The organism is Pantoea sp. X-Soil-OKNW-713 (assembly GCF_059730685.1).
Genome location: NZ_AP035995.1, coordinates 1,492,912 through 1,513,316 on the forward strand (window position 1 = coordinate 1,492,912; position 20,405 = coordinate 1,513,316).

Below are 20,405 nucleotides of genomic sequence, written 5' to 3' on the forward strand. Positions count from 1 at the left end.
CTGCCCGGTTTCGGTAAAAGCTGTCATACCTTTCCAAACAGGGATTAACCGGAGGTTACATGACCAAGTCAGAACTGATTGAAAGACTTGCTGGCCAGCAGACTCATATTCCGGCGAAAGTCGTTGAGGATGCGGTTAAAGAGATGCTCGAGCATATGGCCACAACGTTGGCACAAGGCGAGCGCATTGAAATCCGGGGATTCGGCAGCTTTTCTTTGCACTACCGCGCACCGCGTACCGGACGTAACCCGAAAACGGGTGACAAAGTGGATCTGGAAGGTAAATACGTTCCCCACTTCAAACCGGGCAAAGAATTGCGTGACCGTGCGAATATTTACGGCTAAGCCGTTACCGAACAGTGAAAACGACACCATCTGGTGTCGTTTTTTTTTGCCTGATGACAATCGAGCTCCAGAATTAATGTAATACCACTGCAAAAGCCTGATTATCTCTGGAGCTGCCTCCAGAATCGTTAACGCCTGGCGCGAATAACGCGATCACCTCTGGCACACTCTTTTCTCCTTTCACGGAGAAGAAAGATGCAGATAACATGGATAGTGCTGGCGCGATTGATGATGCTTGCTGCATTGCCATTAGGATTGATACCTGACTTACCCGGTAATGACATCCTGTGGGCGATGGGGGCCAGCGCACTGTTACTGAGTCTGCAACCTCTTCCCTGGTTACGTCTCGTCGGCGTGACTTTACTCCTGATGACTTGGGCATTGGCTGAGGCCCGGCAAATGGTCAGCACTATTGACCAACTGACGCAGGCACCGGTAAACGCTATCGTACGGATAACGGATGTGCGTCAGGACAATAAACAACTGACGGTTCAACTGCTGCAAATCAATGGGCGATATCTGTTTCCACCGCTCTTTGCCACGCTAAACCACAACGGGGAAGGGGAACCCTTTTGCAGCGGACAGCGCTGGCGTATGCAGTTACGTTTACGTGCCGTGCATGCGCGCCTCAACGAGGGCGAGTTTGATGCACAGCGTTTTGCCCTGGCACAACACAAACCTTTGCAGGGCGTTATTGCAACACGTCTGGTGTTGAATCCAACGTGTAGCTGGCGCGCCCGACTGATCAATTATCACCTTCCGGCATTTGCGGTGATGCAAACCCCGGCGATTGTCCAGGCGCTGGCGTTTGGTATGCGGGAATCGATGACAGAAGATCAGCGTCGCATTCTACGCGAAACGGGAACAGCGCATCTGATGGCAATTTCGGGTATGCATATCGCACTGGCAGCCAGTGTTGGTTGGCTATTTATGCGGATGCTGCAATGGGTGCTCCCCGCCCGACGGATTAATTATCTGTTTCCTTTGATAGCCAGTGGGTGCACTGCCGCGATTTATTGCTGGATATCTGGCAGCCATCCACCGGCACAGCGTGCCTTGCTCGCCCTGACGCTATGGATAGGCCTACGCATTGCGGGCTGGCAACTGAGTGGCTGGCAGGTGTGGACATTATGTGTTGGCTTGTTGCTGGCGCTGGATCCGCTCACTGTTTTGTCAGAGAGTTTTTGGTTATCAGCCCTGGCTGTAGCGGCGCTGCTAATCTGGTATCAATGGTTTGCATTACCTGCAAGGTTTCGTAACGGGCGTCGCTGGTGGGGTTTGCAATTGCTGCATTTGCAATTGGGGATGATGTTGCTGATGGCTCCACTGCAAATATGGCTGTTTCAGGGCATTAGCCTCAGTGCGTTGCTGGCTAATCTGCTGGCAGTACCGATAATCTCATTTATTACGGTGCCGTTGATATTGCTGGCGATGGTGATGCCCGTGACTTCGTTTGCCAGTGGATTATGGTGGCTGGCGGATCAGTCGGTCCACCAGGTGATGTCTGGGCTGGCATGGCTTCCCGCGGGTTGGTTGCCATGGAGTGATGCATTGCCAGCGATGCTGTTGCTGTGGGGCGGGATGTTTGCCTGGCGTAGTGGCATTGTTTTTCGCGCCCCTGTGCAATGTTGCAGTATTGCCATCACTTTGCTGCTGTGGCGGGTCAGTGAGCCACGAGATGACTGGCAAATCGATATGATCGATGTTGGGCACGGACTGGCGATCGTCATTTCTCAGGGGGATGAGGCAGTGTTATACGATACAGGCCCTCGCTGGACATATGGTGATGCAGGGAGCCGGGTCATCCTTCCCTGGTTGCAGCGTAAAAACCGAGCCTTACAGTCAATAATTTTGAGCCATAAGCATCTGGACCATCGTGGTGGGCTGGCAGCAATTATCGCTGCTCACCCTGGCACACCGGTGCGTAGCGCATTGGCTGAACCTAACCATCTTCCCTGTTATCAAGGGGAAGAGTGGCTCTGGGGGAAACTTCGTTTTAGCGTACTCTGGCCGCCTCGTGGCTCCTCCAGAGGCGAAAATAACGACTCCTGTGTGGTACGGGTCGATGATGGCAAAGTGAGTTTGCTGTTGACGGGGGATATTGAGCGGGAGGCTGAAAGGATGCTGGTCGCGCAGCAAAAGCAGGCACTGGCCTCAACCATTTTACAGGTGCCTCATCATGGTAGTCGAACCTCTTCCAGCGCGTTGTTGTTGCGTAATGTCTCCGGGGAGGTCGCGATTGCCTCTGTGGCACGTTATAACGTCTGGCGGATGCCAGCGAAGACGGTGATTAGCACCTATCAGCAGCAGGGTTATCATTGGCATGACACCGCCCAATCCGGCCAGATACAGATAGGGATCCGTGCAGGTCATTGGCAAATAAAGGGGTTAAGAGAGCAAATAATGCCCCGCTGGTATCATCAGTGGTTTGGCGTCAAACGTGAATCCAGGTAGAATGAGCGGCTATTTCAAACAGCGTGACTAAATAATGCAACAAGACAAAGATCTCTCAACGTGGCAGACATTTCGCCGACTCTGGCCGATGATTGCGCCCCACAAAGCTGGCTTATTCGTGTCTGCTGTGGCGCTGATACTCAATGCGGCAGGCGACACCTTAATGCTCTCCCTGTTGAAACCTTTACTGGATGACGGCTTCGGTAAAGCTGACAAATCCGTGCTGTTGTGGATGCCGCTGGCGGTAATCGGTTTGATGCTGATGCGCGGAATAACCAGTTATATTTCTAGCTATTGCATTTCGTGGGTTTCCGGCAACGTAGTGATGAATATGCGTCGTCGCCTGTTCAGTCACATGATGGGTATGCCGGTGGCCTTCTTTGACCAGCAGTCGACAGGTACGTTGCTGTCTCGTATCACTTATGACTCCGAGCAGGTCGCTTCATCGTCTTCCAGCGCGCTGGTTACGGTGGTGCGTGAAGGTGCATCGATCATCGGCCTGTTCATCATGATGTTTTACTACAGCTGGCAGCTGTCATTGATCCTGATTGTTCTGGCACCGATCGTTTCCTTTGCGATTCGCAACGTCTCAAAACGCTTCCGTAATATCAGCAAAACCATGCAGAACACCATGGGGCAAGTGACAACCAGCGCCGAGCAAATGCTGAAAGGGCACAAAGAGGTGCTGATTTTTGGCGGCCAGGAAGTAGAGTCCCAGCGATTTGCACGCGTCAGCAATCAGATGCGTCAACAGGGCATGAAACTGGTTTCTGCCTCGTCTATCTCTGATCCGGTTATTCAGCTGATCGCTTCTCTGGCGTTGGCTTTTGTGCTGTATGCTGCCAGCTTCCCAAGCGTAATGGATACATTGACCGCCGGTACCATCACGGTGGTGTTCTCCTCGATGATCGCCCTGATGCGCCCGCTTAAGTCGCTGACTAACGTCAATGCGCAGTTCCAGCGTGGTATGGCGGCTTGTCAGACGCTGTTCAGCATTCTGGATAGCGAGCAGGAGAATGACAGCGGTACGCGTCAACTGGAACGCGCTAAAGGTGATGTGGAATTCCGTCATGTAACCTTCACTTACCCTGGCCGTGATACTCCGGCATTGCGCGATATCAATCTGAGCTTACCGGCCGGAAAGACCGTGGCACTGGTGGGTCGTTCAGGTTCAGGTAAATCTACCATGGCGAGTCTGCTGACCCGCTTTTACGATATTCAACAGGGCGAAATCCTGCTGGACGGACACGATTTACGCGAATACACCCTGGGTTCGTTACGTAACCAGGTGGCGTTAGTGTCGCAGAATGTGCATCTGTTCAACGACACCATCGCGAATAACATCGCTTATGCACGCAATGAACAGTACAGCCGCGAAGAGGTTGAGCGGGCTGCGACTATGGCGCATGCGATGGATTTCATCAAAAAAATGGATAACGGGCTTGATACCGTCATCGGCGAAAATGGTGTGCTGCTCTCCGGCGGCCAACGTCAGCGTATCGCCATAGCCCGTGCTTTATTGCGTGATTGCCCAATCCTGATCCTTGATGAAGCGACTTCTGCTCTGGATACCGAGTCTGAACGTGCGATTCAGTCGGCGTTGGATGAATTGCAGAAAAACCGCACCTCGGTAGTGATTGCGCACCGTCTTTCAACCATCGAAAAAGCGGATGAAATCGTGGTGGTTGAAGATGGTCGTATTGTTGAGCGTGGTACGCATGAGGTTCTGCTGGCCGAAAAAGGAGCTTATGCACAACTTCACAAATTGCAGTTTGGCCAATGATTGAACGCATCTGGAGTGGGCGTTCGCCGCTGTGGCTGCTGTTATGGCCGCTCAGCCTGCTGTATGGGGCAGTCAGCTGGCTGATTCGCCTCAGTTTCCAGCGTGGCTGGCGTAAAAGCTGGCGTGCGCCCTGTCCGGTGATTGTGGTGGGTAATCTCACTGCTGGCGGTAACGGCAAAACACCGGTGGTTATCTGGCTGGTGCAGGCGTTGCAACAACGAGGTCTGCGTCCTGGGGTAGTGTCGCGCGGCTATGGTGGTAAAGCTGAACGTTATCCACTGATAGTCGATGCCGAAACGTCCACCGAGCTGGCAGGTGATGAGCCGGTGTTGATAGCTCAACGTACCGGTGCACCGGTCGCGGTGGCCCCGCAACGTCGTGTTGCCGTCGAGGCCTTATTGTCCCGGCAGCAGCTGGATGTGATTATCACCGATGATGGATTGCAGCATTACGCTCTGCAACGTGACCGCGAGTGGGTCGTGGTGGATGGCGTACGTCGTTTCGGCAATGGCTGGTGGTTGCCCGCCGGGCCAATGCGCGAACGTGCTTCCCGTCTTGATCAGGTTGATGCCGTTATCGTGAACGGTGGTGAAGCCAGTGGTCGTGAAATCGCCATGACATTACAACCAGGCCAGGCGATAAATCTCGTTACCGGGCAAAGCGCCAGCCTGGCACAGTTGCCACCGGTGATCGCCATGGCCGGTATTGGGCATCCGCCTCGTTTCTTCACTACCCTGAAGCAGCAAGGATTACAGCCTGTTGCGGAAATCGCTTTTGCTGACCATCACGCTTATAGCGAAGCCGAATTAAGCAGCCTGACGCAACAAGGGCAGTGTCTGCTGATGACGGAAAAAGATGCAGTGAAATGCCGTGCGTTTGCGCGTGAAAACTGGTGGTATTTACCCGTCGATGCGCATCTTGCAGGGGCGTCCTTGCCTGTGCTGTTAGATGACATCACGCAACTTTGTCTCAACGCCCGCGACGCAAAACCGCGCTAAAACTGACAGGGAAACTGAGTAATGACCCGCGCTGATTCCCTCTCTTTACAGACCGCTCGCAATCTCCATCTTGCCGCTCAGGGGCTGCTTCGGCCTGCCGGGCGGCGGGCCCGTTTCGCTGATATTCATGCCACTATCCGTCAGATGTCATTGCTGCAAATTGACACCATCAATGTGGTGGCGCGCAGCCCCTATCTGGTGTTATTCAGCCGTCTGGGTGACTACCCGATAACCTGGCTGGAAGAGTCGCTGGCATCGGGCGAGTTGTTTGAGTACTGGGCGCATGAAGCCTGTTTTATCCCGCGTGAAGACTACCCGCTGCTGCGCCATCGCATGCTCGATCCCTCGCGCCTTGGCTGGAAATATAACGCGCAGTGGGTTGAAGAGCATCAGCAGGAGATTGCCGACCTGCTGGAGCATATCAACGCTAACGGTCCGGTGCGTGCCGCTGATTTTGCCACGGAAAAGCACAGTAAACCGGGCTGGTGGGCGTGGAAGCCGCATAAACGCCATCTGGAAAACTTGTTTAGTGCGGGGGAATTGATGGTGGTAGAACGCCGCAATTTCCATCGGGTGTATGACCTACAGCAACGGGTGATGCCGGACTGGGATGATGAGCAACACGCGCTCAGTGAAGAGGACGCGGTGGTCAGTATGCTCAACCACAGCGCGCGTAGTCTGGGTATTTTCCGCACCACCTGGTTGGCTGATTACTATCGGCTGAAGCGGGTTGCATTGAAACCCTGGCTTGAGGCCGCGCAGGAGCGGGGCGAGATTATTCCGGTGCAGGTTGAGCAACTGGGCGAGATGTGGCTGCATCATGAGTTACTCCCGCAACTGGAAAAATCGTCGGCAGCCACCCATACCGCGCTGCTTTCTCCCTTTGACCCGGTGGTATGGGATCGACGCCGGGCGCTGGAATTGTTCAATTTTGACTACCGCATCGAATGCTATACGCCAGCGGAGAAGCGTAAGTTCGGCTACTTTGTGCTGCCGGTTTTGCATCGTGGCGTACTGAAAGGTCGGCTCGATGCGAAGATGGATCGCCAGGCGCAGCAATTGGTGATCCGCGCTTTCTGGCTGGAGGAGGGGGTGCGTGTGACGGCCAGCTTTGTCAATGACGTTCAGCGTGCCATCACGCGATTTGCCCAATGGCAGGGGGCCAGTGAAGTGTTGATTGAGCAGGCACCATCGGCATTGCGTGCTGCCTGGTCAGATCGCTGGACAATAACTGCGTAGTGGATTCCGGCACGTTGTCTCGCGCTACGCTATGGTATGCTTATTACCTGACGAATCGATCCGGTATGGAGGAGATTATGGATCACCGTTTGCTTGAAATTGTGGCCTGCCCGGTTTGCAATGGAAAACTGTACTACAACAAAGAACAGCAGGAGTTAATCTGCAAACCCGATGGGCTGGCATTCCCGGTGCGCGATGGTATTCCGGTGTTACTGGAAAACGAAGCGCGAACCTTGTCTGTTGAAGAGATCCATCCATGAGTTTCGTCGCCATTATTCCGGCGCGCTACGCTTCGACGCGTCTGCCGGGCAAGCCATTGGTGGATATTCTTGGTAAACCGATGGTGGTGCATGTGATGGAACGTGCGCGTGAATCCGGTGCCGAACGGGTGATTGTTGCCACGGATCATCCTGATGTTGCGGCGGCGGTAGAAGCGGCAGGTGGTGAAGTCTGCATGACGCGTGCTGACCATCATTCCGGTACCGAGCGCCTGGCGGAAGTGATTGAAAAATATCAGTTCCCGGATGACACCATCATTGTCAATGTGCAGGGTGACGAGCCGATGATCCCGCCAGCGATTGTGCGCCAGGTGGCGGCAAACCTGGCTGAGGCTGATGCGGGTATGGCGACCCTTGCGGTGCCCATCCGTGATGCGGAAGAAGCGTTCAACCCAAATGCGGTAAAAGTGGTTACTGATGCGCAGGGTTATGCACTTTACTTCTCGCGCGCCACCATTCCGTGGGATCGCGAGCGTTACGCGAAATCGCGCGAGCAGGCTGGCGATACGCTGCTGCGTCATATTGGTATCTATGCTTACCGCGCAGGCTTTGTCCGTCGTTATATCTCGTGGCAACCCTGCCCGCTGGAGCAGATTGAGTTGCTCGAGCAGTTGCGTGTCTTGTGGTATGGCGAGAAGATCCATGTCGCCGTAGCAGAGACGGTGCCCAGCGTTGGTGTTGACACCCCGGAAGACCTGTTGCGCGTTCGCGCTGCCATGCAGGCTTAATCCCGCAGCGGCCAGCTTTTGCGGCTGGCCCTGCTGTTCTTTGATCTGGCGCATCGCTCTGCGCTACCGTGACCTCCAGGATATTTAAGTCACTTTCTCAGGAGGATGACGCATGGAACAGCTTCGCTCAGAACTCACGCTGGTGCTTGGTGAAAGCGTCGGCCGTCTTGAAACCATCAGTGAACAATCCCAATCGCGGCTTTACGCGTTATATGACGCCGCCGATAAACCGATGCCGGTTGTCGCGAAATATTTCCGTCATCAGGGGCGCGCAGCGTTGGAAGCCAAAAAGCTGGCGATGCTGGGCCGCGATGGATTAATTGCAGTACCGGCGGTGTTTGGCCTGGTACTCAGCCAACAGAAACCGGTACACGAAATGTTGCTGATGGCACGTCTCAATGGTGTGTCTGCCGAAGCGCCTGCGCGAACGGCTGCACGTTGGGAGCAGCTTTGCGAGCAGGTGGTTGAAGGCTTACTGGCGTGGCATCGCATTGACAGTCATGGACTGGTCGGCAGCATCGACAGCATTCAGGAAAACAACTGGCCTGCCTGGTATCAGCAGCGGGTCGAGGTGTTGTGGTCAACGTTAGGCTACCTGTCGCCCCCCGATTTCACCCTCGACGATCGGCAAATTCTGTTTCGTAGCCGTCAGCAACTGACCCGATTATTTCAGGGGTTTGACGATCCCTGCGTGCTGATCCACGGCAACTTGCGGCTGGCGAGCATCATGAAGGATGTGCGCAGTGATCAACTGGTGGCAATGACACAACCCGGCAATGTGTTGTGGGCGCCACGCGAATTTGAACTGATGCGGATGGGTGACAACGGGGCAGAAGCCTCGCTGTTGCAGCACTATTTGCAGCGTGCACCGGTCGCAGAAGGATTTCTCTGGCGGCGCTGGCTGTATCAACTCTGGGATTGCATTGATACCCTGGTCAGCACCGGCCAGTTCGACCGTCCACGCTTTGATAACGCGCGTGAACAGTTACTCCCCTGGCTGGGATGAGGTGAGGTCATCACCGCGCAGTGCCTGCCACGCCTGCCCCAGGGTTTCATAAATTGCCCGCTCGCTATGGCTGAGCCACAACGGTGAAGGGATCGCGCGCTCCCAGCCGTTTAATGGCGAGGTGATGGCCAGTTGATTGGCCGGGGCGGCCAGTGGATTAAGTCCGGCACGCTGGAAGAACTGCATCGCCCGTGGCAGATGATTGGCGGATGTCACCAGCAGGAAGGGATGTTGCCCCACGGCGATTTTTACGGCCTGCGCTTCTTCCCGGGTATCTTTAGGCTGGTCCAGCACGATAATTGCGCTGTCGGGGACGCCGAGGCTCTCCGCCACCATCGCCGCCACGCGGCCATTGCTCATGGGGTTATTCCCTGCTGCCGCGCCGGTAAAAATCATCTTCGCCTGCGGATAACGTCGCCATTGACGCACCCCTTCAGCCACCCGAGGCAGACTATTCCCAATCAGGTTCGAACTGGGTGCCCATTCCGGATTAAAGGTGTATCCGCCACCCAACACCACGATATAATCGACGCTGACAGAACGGTTCCAGGTCGGATAGGCCTTTTCCAGTGGCAGCAACAGGCGATCGGCTACCGGTTGCAGGCTGAGTAACAGCAGCAACAGCCAACTGATTGATATCAGGATTTTGCCGCTTTTCTGCCAGCGGCTGAACCAGAGCAATAAAAGTCCGGCTGCCATCAACGACAGCAGCAGTGGCAAGGGCAGTAACATTCCCCCGATCACTTTTTTTAACGTGAAAAACATCGAAAATTGCTCCTTTTGGCCGAAAAAACAGCAGCCAGACACTAACCACGGGATGAAAGGTTCATTCTTATTGCGCCTGTGACAAAATAGCACAAGTTGAAGGCAGCAGAACGGAGCGACCAGCATGCAGGATCGTAACTTTGACGATCTCGCGGAGAGATTTTCAAAGAACATATATGGCACCAAAAAAGGCATGGTGCGTCAGGCGATCCTGTGGGATGAGCTGGATACGTTGTTGCCGACGCTGCCCGCCGGGCCGCTGTCGGTGCTGGATGCCGGTGGTGGAGTAGGGCAAATCTCCAGCGGTCTGGCGGCGCGCGGCCATCAGGTGTTGTTGTGTGATCTGTCTGCGGAGATGTTGAAGCTGGCGGAAGCGCATGCCCTTGCCGAGGGTGTGAGCCACAACATGCAATTCAAACAAATTAGCGCGCAACAGGTCGGCGAACATTTGGATAAACCAGTTGATCTGGTATTGTTTCACGCTGTGCTGGAATGGGTCGCGCAACCCGAGGTGGTATTGCAGGCGTTATGGCACACCCTGAAGCCCGGTGGCGTGTTGTCGCTGATGTTTTTTAATCGCCATGCCTTAACCATGCGCCTGCTGACCCTTGGCAATTTCGGCTATCTACAGGCCAATATGTCCAAGCGCAAGAAGCGCACGCTGTCGCCCGATTACCCACGCGATCCCGAAGATGTGTATCGCTGGCTGACAGATTGTGGATTTGAGATTGAACAGCGCGCTGGCATTCGTGTCTTTTGTGACTACATGAAAGAACAGTCTGCCGCCGTGAAAGACGTTGAGTCCATTATTGAGATGGAACGGCGCTACTGTCGCCAGGAGCCCTTTTTAAGTTTAGGGCGTTATATCCATGTGACCGCGCGCAAACCCAGGTAGAAGGACCAACTATGAGCGATTTTTCCCAGACGGTGCCCGAACTGGTGGCATGGGCGCGCAAGAACGATTTTTCGCTTGCGCTGCCGGTTGAACGTCTGGCGTTTTTGCTGGCTATCGCCACCCTGAACGGTGAGCGGATGGACGGTGAGATGAGTGAAGGCGAGTTGATTGACGCATTTCGTCATGTCAGTAAAGCGTTCGAACAAACCCACGAAACCGTTCAGGTGCGTGCCAATAACGCCATCAACGATATGGTGCGGCAGCGCCTGCTCAACCGTTTTACCAGCGAACTGACGGAAGGTAATGCGATTTACCGCCTGACGCCGTTGGCTATCGGTATCACCGACTACTATATCCGCCAGCGTGAGTTTTCCACCCTGCGTCTGTCGATGCAGCTGTCGATCGTGGCGCAAGAGCTGAAACGTGCGGCGGATGCTGCGGAAGAAGACGGTGATGAATTTCACTGGCATCGCAACGTGTTTGCGCCGCTGAAATATTCGGTGGCGGAGATTTTCGACAGTATCGACATGACGCAACGCCTGATGGATGAACAGCAGCAGGCGGTGAAGACCGATATCGCCGATCTGCTGAACAAAGACTGGCGCGCGGCGATCTCCAGTTGTGAAATGCTGCTGTCAGAAACCTCCGGCACCCTGCGTGAGTTGCAGGATACGCTGGAGGCGGCGGGCGATAAGTTGCAGGCCAATCTGTTGCGTATCCAGGACGCAACCCTGAGCAGCCCGGATCTCGGTTTTGTCGACAAGCTGGTGTTTGATCTGCAAAACAAGCTGGACCGCATTATCAGCTGGGGCCAGCAGGCTATTGATCTGTGGATCGGTTATGACCGCCATGTTCACAAATTCATTCGTACCGCCATCGACATGGACAAGAACCGCGTGTTCGCCCAACGTTTACGTTTGTCGGTACAAAACTATTTCGACCAACCCTGGGCGCTGACCTACGCCAATGCCGACCGCCTGTTTGATATGCGCGACGAAGAGATGACGCTGCGTAACGACGAGGTGATGGGCGAGCTGCCGGCGGAGCTGGAGTACGAAGAGTTTAACGAGATTCGTGAGCAGCTGGCGGCGATGATTGAAGAAGCCTTACTGGTGTATAAGCAGGAACACAAACCCCTTAACCTCGCGACGGTGATGCGTGACTATCTGGCGCAATATCCGCGCGCGCGTCATTTTGATCTGGCGCGCATTGTCATCGATCAGGCGGTTCGTCTTGGCGTCGCCGAGGCTGATTTAGCCGGTCTGCCTGCGGAATGGCAGACCATTAATGAATACGGAGCCAAGGTGCAGGCACATGTCATCGACAAATATTGAACAAGTGATGCCAGTCAAACTGGCGCTGGCACTGGCAAATCCCCTTTTTCCTGCGCTCGATAGCCAGTTACGCGCAGGACGCCATATTGGCATCGAAGAGCTGGATAATCATGCTTTCCTGATGGATTACCAGGAGTATCTGGAAGAGTTTTACGCGCGTTACAACGTGGAACTGATCCGCGCGCCGGAAGGTTTTTTCTATTTGCGCCCGCGTTCAACCACGCTGATCCCGCGCTCGGTACTGTCCGAGCTGGATATGATGGTCGGCAAAATCCTGTGTTACCTCTATCTCAGCCCGGAACGTCTTGCCAACGAAGGTATTTTTACCCAGCAGGAGCTGTACGATGAGCTGCTGTCGCTGGCGGATGAGAGCAAACTGCTCAAGCTGGTGAATCAGCGCTCCACCGGTTCTGACCTCGATCGTGCCAAGTTGCAGGAGAAGATGCGCGCTTCACTGAACCGCCTGCGTCGTCTCGGCATGGTGTGGTTTATGGGCAATGACAGCAGCAAATTCCGTATCACCGAATCGGTGTTCCGGTTCGGGGCGGATGTGCGCAGCGGTGATGATGCCCGCGAAGCGCAGCTGCGTCTGATTCGCGATGGTGAAGCCATGCTGATTACAACTGCTCCGGCCACCGAAGAAAGCGACAACGACGCCGAGAATGAAGCGAGTGATAACGCGGAGGATGAACAGGCATGATTGAACGCGGTAAATTTCGTTCGCTAACGCTGATCAACTGGAACGGCTTCTTTGCCCGTACCTTTGATCTTGATGAATTGGTGACCACGCTGTCAGGCGGCAACGGTGCGGGTAAATCCACCACGATGGCGGCCTTCGTCACGGCGTTGATTCCGGATCTGACGCTGCTGCATTTCCGTAACACCACCGAAGCCGGGGCGACCTCCGGTTCGCGCGACAAAGGTCTGCACGGTAAATTGCGTGCGGGCGTCTGCTATGCGGTGCTGGATGTCGTCAACTCACGTCATCAGCGCGTAGTGGTGGGCGTGCGTCTGCAACAGGTCGCCGGGCGTGATAAGAAGGTGGATATCAAGCCGTTCAGCATTCACGGCCTGCCCACCGATACACAACCTACCGATATCCTGACTGAGATCCTCGGCAGTCGCCAGGCCCGTGTGTTGCCGCTGACCGAAGTGAAAGATCGTGTCGAGGCGCAGGAAGGCGTGCAGTTCCGCCAGTACAGCTCGGTAACGGATTATCATGCCACGCTGTTCGAACTTGGCGTGGTGCCGCGCCGTCTGCGTACCGCGGGCGATCGCAGCAAATTCTATCGTCTGATTGAAGCGTCGTTATACGGCGGTATCTCCAGCGCCATTACCCGATCGTTGCGTGATTACCTGCTGCCGGAAAACAGCGGCGTGCGCAAAGCCTTCCAGGATATGGAAGCGGCACTGCGTGAAAACCGTATGACGCTGGAAGCGATTCGCGTCACCCAGTCAGACCGCGATTTGTTTAAGCATTTGATCTCCGAAGCGACCAGCTACGTTTCGGCGGATTACATGCGTCACGCCAATGAACGTCGCATCCACCTGGATGGCGCATTGCAACTGCGTAATGAGCTGTTTACCAGCCGCAACCAACTGGCGTCGGAACAGTATCGCCACATCGAAATGGCGCGAGAGCTGTCTGAGCACAGCGGCGCGGAAAACGATCTGGAAACCGATTATCAGGCAGCCAGCGATCACCTGAATCTGGTGCAGACGGCGATGCGTCAGCAGGAGAAGATCGAGCGTTACGATGCCGATCTGGAAGAGCTGACTTACCGTCTCGAAGAGCAGAACGAGGTGGTGGCTGAAGCGCGTGAAGTGCATGAAGAAAATGAAGCACGCGCCGAAGCGGCTGAAGTGGAAGTGGATGAGCTGAAAAGCCAACTGGCCGACTTCCAGCAGGCGCTGGATGTGCAGCAAACCCGTGCCATTCAGTATCAACAGGCATTGCAGGCACTGGATAAAGCCCGTGCGCAATGTCAATTGCCGGATCTGTCCATCGACAACGCTGCGGAGTGGCAGGAAACTTTTCAGGCTCGCGAAGAAGAAGCGACCGAAAAACTGTTGCGTCTGGAACAGAAACTCAGCGTTGCTGAAGCGGCGCACAGCCAATTTGAACAGGCACTGGCGCTGGTTATCAGCATTGCTGGTGACGTTAACCGTCAGGATGCCTGGCAGGTCGGGCGTGAATTGCTGCGTGATGCGGCCAATCAGCGTCATCATGCCGAACAACTCTCCTCGCTGCGTCTGCGTCTGAACGAGCTGGAACAGCGTCTGCGCGAGCAGAACGAAGCCGAGCGTCTGCTGGCAGATTTCTGTAAGCGTCAGGGGCAGCAATATGATGCCGATGCGCTGGAAGGCTTACAGCGTGAGCTGGAAGCGCAGATTGAGCAGCTGAGCAGCAGCGTTGCCGATGCCGGTGAACGCCGTATGCTGATGCGCCAGGAGCTGGAGCAACTGCGTGAGCGCATCACCGCGCTGACCGCGCGCGCGCCGCACTGGCTGGCTGCACAGGAGATCCTGACGCAGCTGAGCGAGCAAACCGGACAGCAGCTGACCAGCAGCCAGCAAATCACCGAATTTATGCAGCAGTTGCTGGAGCGCGAGCGCGAAACCACCGTCGAACGTGATGAGGTGGCGGCACGGAAACGTGATGTTGAGAAGCAAATCGAACGTCTCAGCCAGCCGGGTGGTGCAGAAGATGCACGTCTGACACAGCTTGCTGAGCGTTTTGGCGGCGTATTGCTGTCTGAAATTTATGATGATGTCACGCTGGACGATGCGCCGTACTTCTCCGCGCTCTATGGTCCATCGCGCCATGCGATTGTGGTGCCGGATCTCTCACTGGTGCGTGAGCTGCTGAATGGCCTGGAAGATTGCCCGGAAGATCTGTATCTGATTGAAGGGGATCCGCAGTCATTTGATGACAGCGTTTTCGGCGTTGATGAGCTGGAAAACGCGGTAGTGGTGAAGGTAGCTGAGCGTCAGTGGCGCTACTCCCGCTTCCCGAAGGTGCCGCTATTTGGCCGTGCCGCGCGTGAGAATCAGCTGGAGCTGTTAAACAACGAACGCGATCAACTGGCGGAACGTTATGCAACGCTCTCCTTTGATGTGCAGAAAACCCAGCGCCTGCATCAGTCATTCAGCCGCTTTATCGGCAGCCATCTGGCGGTAGCATTTGACGAAGACCCGGAAGCCTTGATTCGCCAGCTCAACAGCCGCCGCGGCGAACTGGAACGCGCGCTGAGTCAGCATGAAAACGATAACCAACAGCAGCGCATGCAGTACGAACAGGCGAAAGAGGGCGTGGCCCAGCTGAACCGCCTGCTGCCGCGTGTGACGCTGCTGCTGGATGATACGCTGGCGGATCGCTGTGAAGAGATCCGTGAGCGCGTCGAAGAAGCACAGGAAGCGGCGCGTTTCCTGCATCAGCACAGTAATAAACTCGGCAAACTGGAGCCGTTGTTGCCGGTGCTACAGAGCGATCCGCAGCAGCATGATCAGCTGGAGCGTGATTATCAGCAGGCGCAGCAGTTGCAGCGTGAGGCGCGTCAGCAGGCGTTTGCGCTTACCGAAGTGGTTCAGCGCCGTGCACATTTCAGCTACGAAGACTCGGCCGGTATGTTGACCGGTAACAGCGACCTCAACGAGAAGTTACGTCAGCGTCTTGAGCAGGCAGAGGGCGAGCGCAGTCGCGCCCGCGAACGTCTGCGTGAACATCAGGCTCAGTTGACGCAATATTCTCAGGTGCTGGCTTCGCTGAAAAGTTCGTATGACGCTAAGCGCGATATGTTGAAAGAGTTGCAGCAGGAGATGCAGGACATCGGTGTGCATGCCGATGCCAGCGCCGAGGAGCGTGCACGCGCCCGCCGCGATGAACTCTATACCGCGTTAAGCCATAACCGTGCGCGCCGTAACCAGTTGGAAAAACAGCTCACTTTCTGCGAAGCAGAAATGGACAGCCTACAGAAGAAATTGCGCAAGCTGGAGCGTGATTATCACCAGATACGCGAGCAGGTTGTCACTGCGAAAGCGGGCTGGTGCGCGGTGCTGCGCCTGGTGAAAGAAAATGGTGTCGAGCGACGCCTGCATCGTCGTGAACTGGCTTATCTGAGCGGCGATGAATTGCGTTCAATGTCGGATAAGGCGTTGGGCGCCCTGCGTCTGGCGGTGGCGGATAACGAACATCTCCGCGATGTATTGCGGATGTCGGAAGATCCGAAACGTCCGGAGCGTAAAATTCAGTTCTTTATCGCGGTCTACCAGCATCTGCGTGAGCGTATTCGTCAGGACATCATTCGTACCGATGATCCGGTGGAAGCGATTGAGCAGATGGAGATTGAGCTGAACCGCCTGACGGAGGAGCTGACGGCGCGCGAGCAGACGCTGGCGATCAGTTCGCGTAGCGTCGCCAACATCATTCGTAAAACCATTCAGCGTGAGCAGAACCGTATTCGTCAGCTTAATCAGGGCTTGCAAGCGGTCAGCTTTGGTCAGGTGCGCAGCGTGCGGCTGAACGTGAACGTGCGTGAAACGCACTCGATGCTGCTGGAAACGCTGTCAGAGGAACACGAACAGCATCAGGATCTGTTTAACAGCAATCGCCTGACCTTCTCTGAAGCGCTGGCGAAGTTGTATCAGCGCCTGAATCCACAAATCGATATGGGCCAGCGTACGCCACAGACCATTGGTGAAGAGCTGCTCGATTACCGCAACTATCTGGAGATGGAGGTTGAGGTGAACCGTGGCTCCGATGGCTGGCTACGCGCGGAAAGTGGTGCGCTCTCAACCGGTGAAGCGATCGGTACCGGTATGTCGATTCTGGTGATGGTGGTGCAGAGCTGGGAAGAGGAGTCACGCCGTTTGCGCGGCAAAGATATTTCCCCATGCCGTCTGCTGTTCCTCGATGAAGCCGCGCGTCTTGATGCGCGTTCCATCGCCACCTTGTTTGAGTTGTGCGAGCGTCTGGAAATGCAGTTGGTGATTGCCGCCCCGGAAAATATCAGTCCGGAAAAAGGGACCACTTATAAACTGGTGCGTAAGGTATTTAACAACACCGAACACGTTCATGTGGTGGGCCTGCGTGGCTTCTCAGCGGATCCGGCACCGGTGAAGCGAGAAAATAACGCGCCGGACCTGGAAACAGAAAATTCGTAGCGGGAATTGTGGTTAAAATTCATCGCTACAGTTAATGTGTAAACGGCATTTGCTACCAGAGGCAAATGCCGTTTTTATTTGTATACTCAAAAATATGTATAAGGTAGTACACAGCATAGCGAGTCGGCTGTGTCTTAGGCGAGAAGGGGGCCAGGGATGTTGCTGAATAATAAGAGCAGATTTAATCGTGCTGTCATAGCACTCAGTTTGTCACTGGTATTGTCGCCACTGGCGGCCAGCCATGCGGCAATTATCGCAGCGCTACCGGGTACGACGCACCATACTCTGTCGGTCGCGGATAGCCAGCGTCAGATTCAGCAGGTTTTCAGCCCCAGCGAACAACCGTTCTATCTTCCCGGGCTGGCAGGCATTTATGCCGCCCGTAATATGGCGCCGTTGTGGCAGGACCGCACGGCGGTACAGGCGTTTCAGCAGCAACTGGCGGAAGTGGCATTATCCGGGGTACAGCCGCAGTTTACGCGCTGGGTAGGGCTACTGACCAACCCAGCGATAAAAGGGCTGGCACGCGATATCGTGCTGAGTGATGCCATGTTGGGCTATCTGCAATTTGTCTCCGGCGTGCCGACGCAGGGCGAAACCTGGTTGTACAGCAACGTGCCGTACAAGATGGCGATGCCCACCATTGCGGCGATTAATCAGTGGCAAAATGCGGTAAATGGTGGTGGAAGCCGTGCCTTTGTCATCTCGCTTGAGCCGCAACATCCGCAATACGCTCCCATGCACGCAGCGCTGAAAACCCTGTTGACCGACAACCGCCCGTGGCCGCAATTACGTGATAGCGGTACGCTGCGCCCCGGCCAAATCAGTAATGATGTGCCTGCCCTGCGTGAGATTTTACAACGTACCGGCATGTTGACCGGGCATAGTGCAACACCGACGCCCGCAGACGATGCTGTGCCTGTGGCACCGGTGCCGGTCAGTCAGAGTGCGCAGCCCGTTGCGGTCAGCCCCTCGGCAGCCAACGTGAATGATCTCTCTGCTCCGGCACCACAAGCGCCGGGCAATGTCGCAGCGAATCCCGTGCAATCGGCCAACAATGTTTATGATGCTGCGCTGGTGGACGGCGTAAAACGCTTCCAGCATTGGCAAGGCCTGGCCGACGATGGCGCGATTGGTCCGCGCACCCGCGAATGGTTGAATGTCTCGCCGCAAATGCGCGCCGCCTTGCTGGCACTCAATATTCAGCGTTTGCGTTTGCTGCCGGATGATATGCATAACGGTATCATGGTCAATATCCCCAACTACTCACTGACCTACTACAACAATGGTGCCACCATCCTGTCGTCACGCGTGATTGTCGGACGTCCCGATCGCAAAACGCCGCTGATGCGCAGCGCATTGAATAATGTGGTGCTCAATCCGCCGTGGAATGTGCCGACTTCGCTGGTGCGCCAGGACATTGTGCCGAAGGTCAAACAGGACCCGGGTTATCTGTATAAACACGGTTATACCCTGTTGTCAGGCTGGAGCGCTGATGCGCAAGTCATCGATCCCTCCACGCTCGACTGGAATATGGTTTCAGCCGCCAGCTTCCCTTACCGTATCCGTCAGGCTCCTGGCGCAATGAATTCGCTGGGGCGTTATAAATTCAATATGCCCAGCTCGGATGCGATTTATCTGCACGATACGCCGAACCACAACCTGTTTCAGCGTGATATTCGTGCGCTCAGCTCTGGCTGTGTCCGGGTGAATAAGGCGTCTGAACTGGCGGATTTGTTGCTTCAGGATGCAGGGTGGAATGACAGCCGTATCTCTGACACCCTGAAAGAGGGTAGCACGCGCTACATCCCGATTCGTCATCGTATCCCGGTAAACCTCTATTATCTGACGGCCTGGGTGGCGGAAGATGGTCAACCGCAATATCGTACAGATATTTACAATTATGATAATCCGGCCCGTTCGGGGAGTCAGGTGCTGACCAAAGCTGGTCAATTGCTACTCTAGTGATTGATTTAATTCATCTCCTTTCTGGTTAACTTTCATACAGCCGGCAGCAAAATTGCGATTTTGCGCCGGTTCTGCATTTTCTTTCCCTTATTCTGGGTTGACTGAGTTTGAGGCTAACGTTAATGTTCCGCCTTGTGTGCTTTTTACACATTTTTTTATCGCTTTAATCTCAGGTAACCCCGTTTCATGGCTAATTTTGATTCTCAACGTCGCAAATTGCTCCTGATCGGAGGCGCAACGGCAGGTCTGGCACTTCTCCCTGGCTCTGCACTGGCTTCAATGTCCACCTCCCGGCCGCGTATTTTGACGCTTAATAACCTTCACACCGGTGAAACCCTCAAAACAGAGTTTTTTAACGGCAAGAGTTATGACAAGGATGAGTTAGCTCGTTTAAATCACTTCTTCCGTGATTATCGCGCCAATCAGATCAAAACCATCGATCCACATTTGTTTGATCAGATTTATCGCCTCCAGGCCGCGCTGGGAACACGTAAACCGATTCAACTGGTTTCAGGCTATCGCACCATTGCCACCAACAATATGTTGCGTGAGTCCGGTCCTGGCGTGGCGAAACACAGTTACCACACCAAAGGTCAGGCGATGGACTTCCACATCGAAGGCATTTCCCTGAGCAATGTTCGCAAAGCGGCGTTATCTCTGCGTGCAGGTGGTGTAGGATATTACCCGCGCAGCAACTTTGTTCACATTGACACCGGTCCTGTAAGGCACTGGTCGTAAAAACCGACAGCGCTGCGTGCGTCGGTCATGGAGCGCTATGAACTACCTCATCATTCCGGTCACCGCATTTTCTCAGAATTGTTCTGTCATCTGGGGTGACGATACTCAGCAGGCTGCGCTGGTGGATCCGGGCGGCGATGCTGCAACCATTATCGCTGTACTTTCAGAGCGTGGTATCACGCCGACGCAGATTCTGCTGACGCATGGGCATCTCGACCATGTGGGTGCTGCGGCTGAACTGGCAGCACATTTTCAGGCGCCGATTGTCGGACCACAGTTACTGGATGCTTTCTGGCTGGAGGCATTGCCGACTCAGAGTCGCATGTTTGGTCTGCCGGAATGTGCACCGTTAACGCCAGACCGCTGGCTGGAAGAGGGGGAAACGGTGCAGGTCGGTGAAGTGACACTGGAAGTGCTGCATTGTCCGGGACATACTCCAGGCCATATCGTGTTCTTTGACCGCGCCGGTCGTCTGTTGATCTCAGGTGATGTGATTTTTAACGGTGGTGTCGGTCGAACCGATTTTCCGCAGGGCAGCCACAGCGATTTAATCGCGGCTATCAAAACCAAACTGCTGCCGCTGGGCGATGATGTGACTTTTGTACCAGGGCATGGCCCGATTTCCACGCTGGGCCGCGAACGTATCAGTAATCCATTTCTGCAATAAAACTGCATGCATAAACCGTAGCGGCGTGATTTATCACGCGTCTTT

The 20,405-nt window shown here is 55.0% G+C and carries 16 protein-coding genes; 15 read left to right on the forward strand and 1 reads right to left on the reverse strand.

All coding sequences use genetic code 11. The features are described 5' to 3' along the window. The first annotated feature begins 59 nt into the window (after positions 1-59). From ihfB to AC6I8R_RS06880, 8 genes are all read left to right on the forward strand, one after another. A complete protein-coding gene (gene ihfB, locus AC6I8R_RS06845) occupies positions 60-344 on the forward strand; it encodes an integration host factor subunit beta (protein ID WP_013508512.1) in 285 nt (94 codons plus the stop codon). 195 nt (positions 345-539) lie between these two features. Next, positions 540-2,798 (forward strand): DNA internalization-related competence protein ComEC/Rec2, encoded by a 2,259-nt coding sequence (locus AC6I8R_RS06850; protein ID WP_497832050.1) that lies wholly within the window; start codon positions 540-542, stop codon positions 2,796-2,798. A gap of 34 nt (positions 2,799-2,832) precedes the next feature. Then, positions 2,833-4,581, forward strand: coding sequence for a lipid A ABC transporter ATP-binding protein/permease MsbA (msbA, locus tag AC6I8R_RS06855; protein ID WP_021182607.1), 1,749 nt, complete (start codon positions 2,833-2,835; stop codon positions 4,579-4,581). Then, entirely contained in the window at positions 4,578-5,579 is a 1,002-nt protein-coding gene (gene lpxK / locus AC6I8R_RS06860) for a tetraacyldisaccharide 4'-kinase (protein WP_415174075.1), read from the forward strand. Before msbA ends, lpxK begins: the two co-directional genes overlap by 4 nt. 21 nt (positions 5,580-5,600) lie before the next feature. Beyond that, positions 5,601-6,818, forward strand: a complete 1,218-nt coding sequence (locus tag AC6I8R_RS06865; protein WP_497832051.1) for a winged helix-turn-helix domain-containing protein — start codon at positions 5,601-5,603, stop codon at positions 6,816-6,818. A gap of 77 nt (positions 6,819-6,895) precedes the next feature. Further along, on the forward strand, positions 6,896-7,078 hold the full coding sequence (locus tag AC6I8R_RS06870; protein ID WP_013508517.1) for a Trm112 family protein: 183 nt from the start codon (positions 6,896-6,898) through the stop codon (positions 7,076-7,078). Then, a complete protein-coding gene (kdsB, locus tag AC6I8R_RS06875; RefSeq protein WP_021182610.1) occupies positions 7,075-7,824 on the forward strand; it encodes a 3-deoxy-manno-octulosonate cytidylyltransferase in 750 nt (249 codons plus the stop codon). Before AC6I8R_RS06870 ends, kdsB begins: the two co-directional genes overlap by 4 nt. Positions 7,825-7,936: 112 nt before the next feature. Beyond that, positions 7,937-8,830, forward strand: a complete 894-nt coding sequence (locus AC6I8R_RS06880; RefSeq protein ID WP_497832052.1) for a YcbJ family phosphotransferase — start codon at positions 7,937-7,939, stop codon at positions 8,828-8,830. Here the strand turns inward: AC6I8R_RS06880 and elyC are convergent. Beyond that, the gene (elyC, locus tag AC6I8R_RS06885; protein ID WP_021182612.1) at positions 8,810-9,595 is read right to left on the reverse strand and encodes an envelope biogenesis factor ElyC; all 786 of its coding nucleotides are present in this window, start codon (positions 9,593-9,595) and stop codon (positions 8,810-8,812) included. The two genes, AC6I8R_RS06880 and elyC, sit on opposite strands and share 21 nt — an antisense overlap. 124 nt (positions 9,596-9,719) lie before the next feature. Here elyC and cmoM point away from each other — a divergent pair, with 124 nt between their 5' ends. The 7 genes from cmoM to AC6I8R_RS06920 all read left to right on the forward strand — a co-directional run bounded on the left by cmoM (position 9,720) and on the right by AC6I8R_RS06920 (position 20,360). After that, entirely contained in the window at positions 9,720-10,490 is a 771-nt protein-coding gene (gene cmoM, locus AC6I8R_RS06890; RefSeq protein ID WP_415174078.1) for a tRNA uridine 5-oxyacetic acid(34) methyltransferase CmoM, read from the forward strand. 11 nt (positions 10,491-10,501) lie between these two features. Then, entirely contained in the window at positions 10,502-11,824 is a 1,323-nt protein-coding gene (mukF, locus tag AC6I8R_RS06895; protein ID WP_415174079.1) for a chromosome partition protein MukF, read from the forward strand. Continuing rightward, positions 11,805-12,524, forward strand: a complete 720-nt coding sequence (gene mukE, locus AC6I8R_RS06900; RefSeq protein WP_021182615.1) for a chromosome partition protein MukE — start codon at positions 11,805-11,807, stop codon at positions 12,522-12,524. The genes mukF and mukE overlap by 20 nt, the downstream gene beginning before the upstream one ends. Further along, entirely contained in the window at positions 12,521-16,987 is a 4,467-nt protein-coding gene (gene mukB, locus AC6I8R_RS06905; RefSeq protein WP_497832053.1) for a chromosome partition protein MukB, read from the forward strand. Before mukE ends, mukB begins: the two co-directional genes overlap by 4 nt. Positions 16,988-17,143: 156 nt before the next feature. Beyond that, positions 17,144-18,952, forward strand: a complete 1,809-nt coding sequence (ldtD, locus tag AC6I8R_RS06910; RefSeq protein ID WP_415174081.1) for a L,D-transpeptidase — start codon at positions 17,144-17,146, stop codon at positions 18,950-18,952. A 189-nt stretch (positions 18,953-19,141) separates the two neighbouring features. Then, the gene (gene mepK, locus AC6I8R_RS06915) at positions 19,142-19,693 is read left to right on the forward strand and encodes a peptidoglycan L,D-endopeptidase MepK (protein WP_021182618.1); all 552 of its coding nucleotides are present in this window, start codon (positions 19,142-19,144) and stop codon (positions 19,691-19,693) included. Positions 19,694-19,730: 37 nt separating this feature from the next. Then, entirely contained in the window at positions 19,731-20,360 is a 630-nt protein-coding gene (locus tag AC6I8R_RS06920; RefSeq protein ID WP_021182619.1) for an MBL fold metallo-hydrolase, read from the forward strand. Positions 20,361-20,405: the final 45 nt, after the last annotated feature.

What these genes read in the sequence shown, in the direction of transcription:
- ihfB (WP_013508512.1), top strand. Translation starts at nt 60, where the DNA reads ATGACCAAGTCAGAACTGATTGAAAGACTTGCTGGCCAGCAGACTCAT.
- AC6I8R_RS06850 (WP_497832050.1), top strand. Translation starts at nt 540, where the DNA reads ATGCAGATAACATGGATAGTGCTGGCGCGATTGATGATGCTTGCTGCA.
- msbA (WP_021182607.1), top strand. Translation starts at nt 2,833, where the DNA reads ATGCAACAAGACAAAGATCTCTCAACGTGGCAGACATTTCGCCGACTC.
- lpxK (WP_415174075.1), top strand. Translation starts at nt 4,578, where the DNA reads ATGATTGAACGCATCTGGAGTGGGCGTTCGCCGCTGTGGCTGCTGTTA.
- AC6I8R_RS06865 (WP_497832051.1), top strand. Translation starts at nt 5,601, where the DNA reads ATGACCCGCGCTGATTCCCTCTCTTTACAGACCGCTCGCAATCTCCAT.
- AC6I8R_RS06870 (WP_013508517.1), top strand. Translation starts at nt 6,896, where the DNA reads ATGGATCACCGTTTGCTTGAAATTGTGGCCTGCCCGGTTTGCAATGGA.
- kdsB (WP_021182610.1), top strand. Translation starts at nt 7,075, where the DNA reads ATGAGTTTCGTCGCCATTATTCCGGCGCGCTACGCTTCGACGCGTCTG.
- AC6I8R_RS06880 (WP_497832052.1), top strand. Translation starts at nt 7,937, where the DNA reads ATGGAACAGCTTCGCTCAGAACTCACGCTGGTGCTTGGTGAAAGCGTC.
- elyC (WP_021182612.1), bottom strand. Translation starts at nt 9,595, where the DNA reads ATGTTTTTCACGTTAAAAAAAGTGATCGGGGGAATGTTACTGCCCTTG.
- cmoM (WP_415174078.1), top strand. Translation starts at nt 9,720, where the DNA reads ATGCAGGATCGTAACTTTGACGATCTCGCGGAGAGATTTTCAAAGAAC.
- mukF (WP_415174079.1), top strand. Translation starts at nt 10,502, where the DNA reads ATGAGCGATTTTTCCCAGACGGTGCCCGAACTGGTGGCATGGGCGCGC.
- mukE (WP_021182615.1), top strand. Translation starts at nt 11,805, where the DNA reads ATGTCATCGACAAATATTGAACAAGTGATGCCAGTCAAACTGGCGCTG.
- mukB (WP_497832053.1), top strand. Translation starts at nt 12,521, where the DNA reads ATGATTGAACGCGGTAAATTTCGTTCGCTAACGCTGATCAACTGGAAC.
- ldtD (WP_415174081.1), top strand. Translation starts at nt 17,144, where the DNA reads ATGTTGCTGAATAATAAGAGCAGATTTAATCGTGCTGTCATAGCACTC.
- mepK (WP_021182618.1), top strand. Translation starts at nt 19,142, where the DNA reads ATGGCTAATTTTGATTCTCAACGTCGCAAATTGCTCCTGATCGGAGGC.
- AC6I8R_RS06920 (WP_021182619.1), top strand. Translation starts at nt 19,731, where the DNA reads ATGAACTACCTCATCATTCCGGTCACCGCATTTTCTCAGAATTGTTCT.